Source organism: Pelotomaculum propionicicum (genome assembly GCF_048984525.1).
Classification (GTDB): domain Bacteria; phylum Bacillota; class Desulfotomaculia; order Desulfotomaculales; family Pelotomaculaceae; genus Syntrophopropionicum; species Syntrophopropionicum propionicicum_A.
Map to the genome: position 1 here is coordinate 255,339 of NZ_JBMGJC010000001.1, position 11,853 is coordinate 267,191.

The following is an 11,853-nucleotide window of genomic DNA, read 5'->3' on the forward strand; positions in this document are numbered from 1 at the left end:
TTTACCGCGAAGGACTTCCGGCCGGAATCCACAGACAGGTATCCTGGCTTCCGATCAGTTAAGACAATCGCATCTGAACATCTTTTAAGAAAGCGTATTTGTCTTTTTGCTGCACCGGTTACAGTGGCGGGACCGCTCAGGCTTATACCTGATTCCCCTGTTCGCCAAACATCGTGGCGCCTGTGGAAACGATAACTTTAATATTCTATTACGCCTGCAAAAATTCCTTCAGGATTATGGTTTATTTGCCTTAAATCAGCAAGTTAGCTGTGAAAAAAGTCAATACTGTAGTTTACTTACGTTTTAATATTTTATCAAAAAAAAGACCGTTAAGGTCTTTTCTGTCGATATTAATAAATTGTTGTAAAATTATAATAATACTAACAGCTGCTGAAATATTGTGAATAAAATTGTGGATAAGTCACTATTTTGATGAATTGCGGGAGTTTGTATCATGCAGTTTTGACTCCAGTTCAACGATCTGTCGGTTTTTATGAAGCAGCCATTTGGCGTAGCGATAATTATCCTGGTGCAGCTTACGGTTTTCCTTTTCAAGCTTGTTCAAAAAGCCCATTTTATCTTTTTCTATCTTTTCAATTAAATTCATCAACACCCGCCGGCTCAGCCTGAGCTGCTCCACTTTTTCCTCAAGTTCCCGCACCCTGGCCTTCAGGTAGGGCAGGTCGGTCCTGTCATGCACGCCACATCACCTCACCTGGCATTCCCATCATAGTATATGCCGGGTGTCATACAAATAGACGGTTGCGAAATGACCTAATATAATTCTTCTACTGTTGTCCAAAAAAATAAATTAAAAACAATTTGACAGGGATTTACAGGATTAAAGATTAAAAAAATATATCACAAGATTTACATGATTATTAAGATTTACAGGATTCAATAATTATTATTAAAATAGAAATTCCCAGAATCATTATCCTTAGTTATTTTGGCAAATTAACTCTGTTTAAAATATTTTATAATCCTGTAAATCCATTTAAATCTAGTTAATCCTGTCTATTTGTTTTCATTTTCTTACTTTGATGGTGGTTAGTTAGCGGAATTGATTTCTAAGTTACTTGAAAGAAAAGTTCTGGCCAATCCGCTTTACGGCTTCAGCCAGGAGCGTCTCGTCCTTTACCATCGCTATTCTTACGTAACCTTCGCCCTGTCTGCCGAAAGCCCCTCCCGGAATGACAACTACTCCCGCTTTCTCCAATAAATCTGAAACAAAGTCAAAAGAAGAGGAATATCCCGGTGGCAGCGGCGCCCAAATGAACATGGACGCGCTGGGTTTTGGCATGCGCCAGCCAATTTCAGCCAGGCCGTCGACCAGCACGTCTCTGCGGCGCTGGTAGGTCCTGGCGGTGGCGGCAACACAGTCCTGAGGCCCGTTAAGGGCTGCGATACCCGCTTCCTGTACTGCGAAAAACACACCATAATCTATATTCGATTTGATTAAGGCAAGGTTAGAAACAACCTCCCTGTTCCCGACGACAAAACCCAGCCTGCAGCCCGCCATATTGTAAGTCTTTGACAGTGAATAAAACTCCACTCCCACTTCCTTGGCGCCTTCGGCCTCCAGGAAGCTCACGGGTTTAAAGTTGTCATAAGCCAGTTCAGCATAGGCCACATCATGGCAGACCAAAACATCATACCTGCGGGCAAAGTCAACCACACGCCTGAAGAAATTGCTGTCTGCCGAAGCGGCCGTCGGGTTGTTAGGATAATTGATCCACATCATTTTTGCTTTTTTTGCAATATGTTCCGGAATAGCGGTCAAATCAGGCAGAAAGTTATTTTCAGCCAGGAGCGGGACTGGGTAAATTTCTCCCTGTGCCATCTGTATGCTGAAGCTGTAAATAGGGTAACCGGGATCCGGTACCAGTGCCATATCACCCGGGTCGATATATGCCATAGCCAGATGGGCCAGCCCGTCCTGTGAGCCCATCAGCGCCAGTATTTCATTTTCCGCGTTAAGTTCAACATCAAACCTTTTTTTATACCAGCCTGCCACCGCCTCGTACAGGCGGGGCATGCCGCCCAAAGAATATGAATAATTCAATGGGTTCGCCACGGAATTCTGCAGGGCCTCTATTATATGGGGGGCGGGAGGAAGGTCGGGGCTGCCCACGCTGAGGTTGATCACCTCAATACCTTTTGATTCAAATATTTTCTTTTTTTCATCCATATTGTTAAAAATTCCTGAGGACAGACTGTCCATGCGCTTTGCCTTATTCATTAATGACCTCCGGGTTATTAACCTGTCTAATTTGTTCTATTCCACTCTTTTTTTAAGTTCCTCCACTACTTTGTAGGGAACAGTGACTATTCCGAACCGGCTTCCTTCCTTATGCCCCGGGCTGTGGTAATCAGACCCTCCGGTAGCAATTAAGCCTTTCTGCCGGGCCAACAGCTTAAAATAGCGGGACTGTTCTCCAGAATGAGAAGGATGGTCGGCCTCGATACCGTCCAGGCCCGCTTTTATCAATTCGCACAAAAGATGCTCCGATACGTTCAGTCCCGGATGAGCGAGTACAGCAGCGCCTCCGGCTGATTTGATCAATTTAACCGCCTCGACAGGCTCCATTTTATACCTGGGCACGTAGGCAGGCCGCCCCGCACCTATAAACTTTTCAAATGCTTCAAAAACTGTCTCCACAGTGCCGATTTTAATCAGCGCAGCGGCCAGGTGAGGCCTGCCGACCGAGCCGCTCCCTGAAATGTCCGTCACCATCTCCATAGTTACGGAAAAACCGAGCTCCTGCAGTTTTTCAACCATCCTCTCCATGCGGTATACCCTTGTTTCACGCAAATACGCCAGCCTCTCAAGAAATGACTGGTTATCCAGTTCCACCAGGTAGCCAAGGATATGTATTTCTTCTCCCCGTGTGTATGACCCCAGCTCGATGCCCGGTATCACCTCAACTCCACTTGTGCGGCCGGCTTTCATGGCTGGCCCGATGCCTTCAAGGGTGTCGTGGTCGGTTATGGCTATAGCCTCCAAATTAATAGATTTAGCCATCCTGACAATTTCTTCGGGCGTGCAGCCGCCATCGGACGAGGTGGTGTGTATATGGAGGTCAGCCGGCATTTTTGATCACCCCTAATTTTTTTCGACACTTTTTATTTTAAAACCTGCTTTGGGGTCTTAAAAACCAGAGAATCACTTAATAAAACAACACCTGTTTATTAATATTTAATAAACAGGTGTTTTTATTAATTTATTTATTACTGATTTATCCAACTGACTGGTTATCTCGGCTCTACAATAAGCTTGATGGCTGTCCTTTCTTCCCCGTCGATTATGATGTCTGTAAATGCAGGAATACAGATCAGGTCAACTCCGCTCGGTGCTACAAAACCTCTGGCTATCGCTACAGCTTTTACTGCTTGGTTAAGTGCACCCGCGCCGATAGCTTGCATTTCAGCGCAGCCCCGTTCACGGAGCACACCAGCCAGGGCGCCGGCTACAGAATTTGGGTTGGACTTAGCTGAAACCTTTAATACTTCCATATTTGCTGAAAACCTCCTTCATTACTTTGTATAAACTTGAACTCCTGATCTCCCTGTATGAAAATATATTTCGCTAACCGCTAAAAAATTCCTTTCAATTAGACTCAAATATTTTTATAATATCATAATTTTCTAACTATTTATGTTCTTATTCGTAGTTTTGTATGCGTTGAATAGAAACTGCCTCGCCGGTATCTTCACTAACTTCTATCAAGGCCGCGTTAAATTGAAAAGGGCCTGTGGCGACCTCAAAATACTGGGGAATTTGGGTGATGAACTTGCCGACAGCGGCTTCCTTTTTGACTCCGATAACTGAATCCATTGGCCCGGTCATGCCCAGATCAGTAATATAAGCGGTCCCTCCGGGGAGAATTCTTTCATCTGCGGTCTGCACATGAGTATGAGTGCCGACCACCGCTGATACACGGCCTGCCAGGTACCATCCCATGGCTACTTTTTCCGAAGTGGCTTCAGCATGAAAATCGACAATTACGATCCTGGCTTTATCTTTTATTCTAGCTATTATCTCGTCAGCCTTGCGGAAAGGACAGTCCAAAGGCTCCTGAAAAATCCGCCCGGCCAGGTTGATCACACCTACCTTAACATGACCCGGCATGTCATAAACAGCCCAGCCCAGACCGGGTGAGCCCGGCGGGTAATTGGCCGGCCTGACAATCCTTGTTTCCCGGTCTATGTATTCAAATGCCTCCCTTTTATTCCAAACATGGTTGCCCATGGTAAGCATATCCACACCGCCTGAAAACAGTTCACGGGCAGTGTCTTCTGTAATACCCTTGCCTCCGGCGGCGTTCTCACCGTTTGCAATTACAAAATCCAGGTTGAATTCTTTTCTCAAACTGCCGACATTGACCTTTACAGCCCGGCGGCCGGAACGCCCTACTATATCGCCGATTATCAGCAGGCGCAAAGATTTGACCTCCTGTTACTTGTTAAAAACCAGGACCCTGCCTTCTTCCCTGAAGGCAAACAAATATTTATTCTCCACAGATCCTTTTATGCATTGAAGCATATGTTCGATTATCTCTTCCTGGGCAATAGCGTCTTCTTCGATGAGACGATCATTTTCTTCTGTCACGAGGTTGGAATTAAGGCATTGGCGGAACAACTCCACTATCAGGGATATTTCCTCCTGAGCGAGGGATTGCACATCACGCTGCACCTCAATCATGGTCAGGTTGTCACATATATTATGATTTATGGCAACCAAAAGAGTTTCTTTGCCTTCCAACAGGTTGTACGCTTCAATACTGTCCAAAAGCTTTCCTTTGAGGCTGGCAAGCTCATTATCCCCTAATACCTGTGAGTATATAAATGTAAACTTCAATAATTGTTTTTCCGGATCAAAGTTGACGGTGGACACTTCCGGGTAACGCACCAGTATCGAAATCAACAGGCCTACGCTGTCTGTTAGTTCTTCACTGCCGCCTTTATAACTGAATCCCATGCTGACACCTTCCTTATCAAAAACCTGCCGAATATTAAATGATTCTGTTTAATAAAGATTATTCCTGCTTTTTTAAACTGGAGCTCTTTAAAAAATTCTTCCAGATCAAATCAATATTGGATGCGCGTTGAGCCACAGTAGGGAGCCAGCCGGGATACTATAAATAAGAGGACATACCTGCGTGGAAGGTGCGAACTTCCATAAGCCGGTATGTCCCCTTTTCCCTTGTGAAGATATCATCACAACAAATTTCAGAAATTTATTTCATTATCACGCTTACTTGGCGTATTCTACAACTCTGGTCTCCCGGATAATAACTACCTTTATCTGGCCGGGATAATCCAGTTCATTTTCAATTCTCTTGGTAATCTCCCGCACCAGGCGCACAGCGGCCAAATCGTCAATTTTGTCCGGCTTGACCATGATCCTTACTTCGCGGCCGGCCTGAATGGCAAAAGATTTTTCCACACCTTCGAATGAGCTGGCTATTTCTTCAAGCTTTGTTAACCGTTTAATATATGATTCCAGGGTCTCTCTGCGAGCGCCCGGCCTTGCCGCGGATACCGCGTCGGCGGCCTGGACGAGGACGGCTATAATAGTTTTTGGCTCTTCATCCCCGTGGTGGGCGGCAATGGCATGGATAACTTCATGCGCCTCCCGGTATTTCTTGGCCAGGTCAACACCTATAGTCACGTGAGGGCCTTCCACTTCATGGTCAACGGATTTCCCCAAATCGTGCAGCAGGCCGGCTCTTTTAGCCACCTGGATATCCGCCCCTAACTCCGCGGCCATCAATCCTGCCAGGTGGGCGACTTCGATAGAGTGCTTCAGGACATTTTGCCCGTAACTGGTACGGAATTTAAGCCTGCCGAGCAAAGTGATAATCTCGGGGTGCAGCCCGTGCACACCGGTCTCAAAGGAGGCCTGTTCACCTGCTTCACGGATCTGTGTATTAACTTCCTTTTGTGCCTTTTCTACCATCTCTTCGATACGGGCCGGGTGGATCCTGCCGTCGACAATCAGCTTCTCCAGGGCGATCCTGGCCACTTCCCTGCGGATCGGATCAAAACCTGATAGAATAACCGCTTCGGGAGTGTCGTCGATAATCAAATCTATACCGGTCAGCGTTTCAAAAGCTCTTATGTTCCTGCCTTCACGGCCGATAATACGGCCCTTCATTTCATCGCTTGGCAGCGGTATAACCGCCACGGTAGCTTCAGCCACATGATCGGCGGCACATCTTTGAATAGCCAGGGAAATGATATCGCGGGCGCGTTTTTCCCCTTCTTCCTTGGCTTTATTCTCAATGTCTTTTATCATCATGGCCGCTTCATGCTGAATTTCTTTTTCAATATCAGCCAGCAGGATCTGCTTGGCTTCCTCGGAAGTCAAACCGGATATGCGTTCCAGCTCTACTAATTGCCGGTTATAGATATCCGATAGCTTTGTCTTTACCGCTTCAATTTCCAATTCTTTTTTGTTTAGATCTTCTTCCTTTTTTTCAATGGAATCGACCTTGCGGTCCAGGGTTTCTTCCTTTTGCACTAAACGGCGCTCAAGCCTTTGCAATTCTGACCTGCGCTCCCTGTTTTCCCTTTCCACGTCATTGCGCAGCTTCAGCACTTCTTCTTTGGCTTCAAGAACGGCCTCTCTTTTCTTGGCCTCCGCTCCTTTATCGGCCTCTTCTATAATTTTTTTAGCTTCAGCCTCAGCGGAAATAATTTTAGCTTCCGCCAGGTATTTCCTGAGGAAGTATCCCAATACAAAAGTAAACAGCGCGGATACTATAATAATAATGACAGTGGTTACATCCACAACAACTCACCTCCTTGTCTCAAATAATATTAAGGACTATACAACAAAAAAAACACCGAGTAAAACTCGGTAGAAAATATACTGATACTACTTATATACTTGTCCAGTCCCAGGTAAGGAAAATTAGATCACCAAAATGAGCGCCATCTAAAAGTTCGGCAAGTAATAACCTGCCAAACTCCTACCTCCCGACAATATTGGATTTTATCTATAATAAAACCCGTACACAGTAGTATACAATTCTATTTTCTCCCAGTATTTATTGTACAGGAAGTTTACAATACTGTCAAGGCTGAACGCTACTATCACACCCCGTACCCAATGTCGCGCAAACACTATTGATAACGGTATAAGAAAATCCCCTGCGTTTAAGAAAACCTGCCAGGCGTGGATAAGGACAGGACCCGCCGCACTGCGTTATTTTTTTCTCCGCTATTTTCAATGCTGAGCACAATTCATCTTCAGGGCTGAACTCCGCAAGAGATGCATTGATGACATCAATTTTAATACCCTTAGCCAGCAGCTCCTGCCGCAGCCCGTAGCTGCCCTTTTTACCGGACCTGCACGAAATCCAATTGCGGGCAAAAGCTTTATCGTCGATATAACCCAGCTCCGTCAGCTGTAACATGACGCTGTCAACCACATCGCTTAAATAACCACTACATTCAAGCCGCCGCCGCAACTCTGACTCTGAGCGGGGACGGTAAGTCATGAGCTTGTATGCAAATAACCTGGCTCGATCTGTTTCACTGCTCACTTAATTTCTCCGTCACCAGCCTGAACCGCCGGGCCGGCCGTCTCTTTCGCGCCCAACATATTCAAAGCCTGGCGAACTTTATGCTCGATTTCATTAGTTAGTTCGGGGTGATCTTTGAGGTATTCTTTTACATTTTCCCTGCCCTGGCCAAGCCTGTCCTCCCCGTAGGAATACCAGGCGCCGCTTTTGCTGATAATGCTCATTTCCGCGGCGACATCCAGGATGCTGCCTTCTTTGGATATGCCGGTACCGTACATTATATCGAAATCAGCCGCCTTAAAAGGCGGGGCGACTTTATTCTTCACTACTTTTGCCCTCGTGCGGCTGCCTATGATATCCGTTCCCTGTTTGATATTTTCCTGTTTGCGCACCTCGAGGCGTATCGTGGCGTAGAACTTGAGGGCACGCCCGCCAGTGGTCGTTTCGGGTGAACCGTAAACCACTCCCACCTTTTCACGGATCTGGTTGATAAAAATGACGGTTGTTCGCGACCTGCTTATCGCGCCGGTAAGCTTACGCAGAGCCTGGGACATTAAACGCGCCTGCAGCCCTACATGGGCGTCTCCCATTTCGCCTTCTATTTCTGCGCGGGGCACCAGCGCGGCGACGCTGTCTACCACAATAACGTCAATGGCTCCGCTTCGCACCAGAGCCTCGGCGATTTCCAGCGCCTGCTCGCCTGTATCCGGCTGGGAAACCAGGAGGTTTTCTATATCAACGCCTAAATTGTTGGCATAGCTCGGATCAAGCGCGTGTTCGGCATCAATAAAGGCCGCCGTACCCCCAGTTTTCTGAGCCTCGGCGATAATATGGAGGGCGACCGTGGTTTTACCGGATGATTCAGGTCCGAATATTTCAATTACCCGCCCCCGCGGCACCCCACCCACCCCCAGGGCAATATCCAGGGCAATAGCGCCGCTCGGAATAACTTCCACGTTCATTTTGGCGGACGCGGACCCCAGCTTCATAATAGAACCTTTTCCGAACTGCCTCTCGATTTGAGTCAGAGCTAAATCCAAAGCTTTTTGTTTGTCTGACATGATTTCCCCTCCCAAACTCACTGTAACAGAACACCTGTTCGTTTACAATTTCATTATAATGGTTATTTCTGGTTAATGTCAATACTAAAATTTCAAAAAAATATAGAAAGTAATTTAAGCCGCACGTCGAGGTGGTATTAATTTCTCTTTAATACTTAGCCATTGATAGCTGCCTGGCATTCTCACGTCCAAAGTCTCACGACTCACGACTCATTTTAATTTCTGCCGCGCGCGGGCTCCACGCTGACCCGGCGGCCCCTTATCGTCCGGTGGTGCAGGCAGTTTATCACGCGGCTGGCCCATTCTTCATTAACCTCAACGAACGCAAACTTCTCATAAATATTTATATTGCCGATGCTGCTTTCCGAAATACCAGCCTCTTCAGCGATGGACCTTACCAGATCCGCAGTCGAGACATTATCTTTTCTGCCGATGGTCATAAAGAGCCTGGTCATGCCGGGACGCGCGCCTGTGTTGCCGAAGGACTCCACGATCAGGTCGTCTCCGCCCTCGTCCAGGTCAAGAGAGAGTTTCAAGGCGGCTGCCGCCACATCCATGGGGTCATATTCATCAACAAAAGAGTCGACAATGTTACGGTAGTAAGCCAGTTTTCCTTCCTCCAGCATCTGGAGAAGCTTTTCTCTGATGCCTTCCTTCTGGCGCTCGTGGATGTCAGCCTGGGATGGCAGTTTTTCGCGCCGGATGCGGGTTTTGGTCAGGTCTTCAATAAGCCTCAGCTGCCTGTAATCACGCGGGCTAACCAGTGTTACAGCCATTCCGCTCTTCCCGGCCCGCCCTGTCCGGCCGATCCTGTGCACGTAGAACTCGGGGTCCTGCGGGACATCATAATTGATTACATGTGAAACGTTTTCTATGTCTAACCCGCGCGCTGCCACGTCGGTCGCCACCAGGTAGTCGATCTGGCCGGTGCGGAACTGGCGCATGACATAATTTCGCTGGTACTGGCTCAGGTCGCCGTGCAGCGCGGCGGCCGGATAGCCCCTCGCCTGAAGACCGGCCACAAGTTCATCCACACCGCGTTTGGTCCTGCAAAATATAATGGCCAGAGAAACAGTCATCGAATCCAGTATTCGGCACAGGCTCTCCAGTTTGTTTGGTTCCCTGGTCTCGTAATAGACCTGTTCGATCAGGGGTACGGTCAAGTTTTGCTTGCTGACAGTGATAAATTCAGGGCTGTGCAGATATTTTCTGGCCAGCCGCCTTATTTCCTCGGGCATCGTGGCCGAAAAAAGAAGGGTCTGCCGCCTCTCGGGCGTGGCCTGGAGAATCGATTCAATGTCGTCTATAAATCCCATGTCCAGCATTTCATCGGCTTCGTCCAGCACTACTACTTTAACATTATCCAGCGACAGCGTTTTTCTGCTCAAATGGTCCAGGAGACGCCCCGGGGTGCCGATCACGACTTGCACACCCTGCCTCAGTCCCCTTATCTGGCGGTCTATCGATTGGCCGCCGTAGATCGGCAGCGTCCGCACCCGGCGGTATTTGCCAATCCGGGAAATTTCCTCGGCCACCTGGATCGCCAGTTCCCTGGTCGGTGTCACGATCAGAGCCTGTACTCCGCCATGTCTGGTATTGGCCATTTCTACAATTGGAATGCCAAATGCCGCTGTCTTACCGGTGCCTGTTTGCGCCTGTCCGATCACGTCCCTTCCTTCCTGAAGAAGCGGGACTGTCTGCTGCTGGATCGGTGTGGGCTCTTCAAAGCCCATATCGGTCAGAGCCTGCGCTACCCTCCGGTTAATATTAAGCTCTCCAAAATTAACTGTTTCTTTTAAAGCAGTCAAATTTCCTGTTCCTCCTCAATTTAATCGCGGACATTCCTCTTCTTTGGCATTGGTTAACAACAGGTATACGTTGAAAAGGCATGTCCATTACATAGGGGACATATCTCTGACATCAGAGGAATACCTGTAAGTGAGATGTGTCCCCATTCCTCTGTCAGAGTATGTTTGTTAAGACAAGGGCCTGCTGAAACATGCATGTTAAGCTTTATCTAATAGGTACTGCCTGACCATGTTTAACGAGGCGTTTACGGTGCCCTGCCTGACAGCCATGCGTATGCCGGGAAAATGGTGTCCACGGCAGATGGTGATATCGCCGGCCGCCAGCGCTACATAAACCAGGCCTCTGGGTTTGGCCGCGGTCCCGCCCGCGGGTCCGGCTATTCCCGTGACAGCGAGTCCCAGATCCGCGCCTGTGCCTGCACGCACACCGGCGGCCATGGCTTCAGCTGTCTCCCTGCTTACCGCCCCGAAACTGTCCAGTATTTTAATATCAACACCCAAGACCCGGTTTTTCATCTCATTGCTGTAGGATACTACGCCTCCCTTGAAATAAGCGGAACTGCCGGGTATGTCGGTCAGCCTGGCCGCTATGAGACCGCCGGTACAGGACTCCGCGACTCCAATGGACAGTCCCCTTTCCAGCAGGAGTTTCCCGACCAGTTCTTCCAGTACGGCTTCATCACAGGCAAAAATGTATTTTTCCACGCGGGACCTGACTTTCCCGGCAAAGTCCGCCAGGAGTGCATCCGCCTGGCCGCTGTCAGCGCCGCGCGCGGAAATACGCACCTGGATCTCGCCGGGCTTAGCCATATAGGCAATACCGGGATTGCCCTGCCCTCCCAGGTCTTTGAGCAGGTCCTGCACTGCCGATTCAGAAATGCCGGTAAGCTTAAAGACCCTGTACCTGATCACTTCACTGCCGCCTGTCTTGCCTGCAAGATACGGCGTTACCGCGTCTTCAAACATGTACGTCAGTTCATGGGGGGGGCCGGGCAGCATCATTACAATTTTATTACCGATTTCCAGGATAGCCCCGGGCGCGGTCCCCACGTTGTTCGGCAGGATTATGGCCCCCCGGGGGAAATATGCCTGTTTGACATTGCTTTCAGGCATTATGGCGCTGCGGCTTTGAAAGATCCTCTTTATAGCTTTAAGAGATACCTGGTCCAGGATTAACGGCAGCCCAAATACCTCGGCCACAACCTCGACCGTAATATCATCGGTGGTAGGGCCGAGGCCGCCGGTTATAATGATCAGGCTGGAACGGTCCAGCGCCTGCCGCAAAACGTCGATCATCGTCTCCCGGTTATCGCCGACGGTAGTGTTTAAATCAACTTCAATTCCCATACCGGAAAGCTTCGCCCCCAGGTACTGGGCATGAGTGTTCAATATATGGCCCAGCAGCAGCTCCGTGCCGGTAAAGATTAACTCCGCTTTCATTATTACCACATC

General features: G+C 48.4%; 11 protein-coding genes and 1 riboswitch. All 11 genes read right to left on the bottom strand.

Features of this window, described 5'->3' with window-relative positions; translation table 11 throughout:
* Positions 1-15: 15 nt before the first annotated feature.
* Positions 16-199, bottom strand: a riboswitch (cobalamin riboswitch).
* Positions 200-424: 225 nt separating this feature from the next.
* The 11 genes from ACOBQJ_RS01345 to ACOBQJ_RS01395 all read right to left on the bottom strand — a co-directional run bounded on the left by ACOBQJ_RS01345 (position 425) and on the right by ACOBQJ_RS01395 (position 11,841).
* Positions 425-700, bottom strand: coding sequence for a translation initiation factor 2 (locus ACOBQJ_RS01345; protein WP_421069906.1), 276 nt, complete (start codon positions 698-700; stop codon positions 425-427).
* A gap of 375 nt (positions 701-1,075) precedes the next feature.
* On the bottom strand, positions 1,076-2,242 hold the full coding sequence (locus ACOBQJ_RS01350; RefSeq protein WP_421069907.1) for an LL-diaminopimelate aminotransferase: 1,167 nt from the start codon (positions 2,240-2,242) through the stop codon (positions 1,076-1,078).
* 36 nt (positions 2,243-2,278) lie between these two features.
* On the bottom strand, positions 2,279-3,094 hold the full coding sequence (locus ACOBQJ_RS01355) for a PHP domain-containing protein (protein WP_421069908.1): 816 nt from the start codon (positions 3,092-3,094) through the stop codon (positions 2,279-2,281).
* Positions 3,095-3,255: 161 nt separating this feature from the next.
* Positions 3,256-3,516, bottom strand: coding sequence for a stage V sporulation protein SpoVS (gene spoVS / locus ACOBQJ_RS01360; protein WP_134212817.1), 261 nt, complete (start codon positions 3,514-3,516; stop codon positions 3,256-3,258).
* A 148-nt stretch (positions 3,517-3,664) separates the two neighbouring features.
* Entirely contained in the window at positions 3,665-4,444 is a 780-nt protein-coding gene (locus ACOBQJ_RS01365) for a TIGR00282 family metallophosphoesterase (RefSeq protein ID WP_421069909.1), read from the bottom strand.
* 15 nt (positions 4,445-4,459) lie between these two features.
* The gene (locus ACOBQJ_RS01370; RefSeq protein ID WP_421069910.1) at positions 4,460-4,981 is read right to left on the bottom strand and encodes a hypothetical protein; all 522 of its coding nucleotides are present in this window, start codon (positions 4,979-4,981) and stop codon (positions 4,460-4,462) included.
* Positions 4,982-5,257: 276 nt separating this feature from the next.
* Entirely contained in the window at positions 5,258-6,796 is a 1,539-nt protein-coding gene (gene rny / locus ACOBQJ_RS01375; protein ID WP_421069911.1) for a ribonuclease Y, read from the bottom strand.
* Positions 6,797-7,082: 286 nt separating this feature from the next.
* Entirely contained in the window at positions 7,083-7,553 is a 471-nt protein-coding gene (locus ACOBQJ_RS01380; protein WP_421069912.1) for a regulatory protein RecX, read from the bottom strand.
* A complete protein-coding gene (gene recA / locus ACOBQJ_RS01385) occupies positions 7,550-8,593 on the bottom strand; it encodes a recombinase RecA (RefSeq protein ID WP_421069913.1) in 1,044 nt (347 codons plus the stop codon). The genes ACOBQJ_RS01380 and recA overlap by 4 nt, the downstream gene beginning before the upstream one ends.
* Positions 8,594-8,808: 215 nt before the next feature.
* Positions 8,809-10,401: a DEAD/DEAH box helicase gene (locus ACOBQJ_RS01390; RefSeq protein WP_421069914.1), complete on the bottom strand. Its 1,593-nt coding sequence runs from the start codon at positions 10,399-10,401 to the stop codon at positions 8,809-8,811.
* Positions 10,402-10,599: 198 nt separating this feature from the next.
* Entirely contained in the window at positions 10,600-11,841 is a 1,242-nt protein-coding gene (locus tag ACOBQJ_RS01395) for a competence/damage-inducible protein A (RefSeq protein WP_421069915.1), read from the bottom strand.
* Between the last annotated feature and the right edge of the window lie 12 nt (positions 11,842-11,853).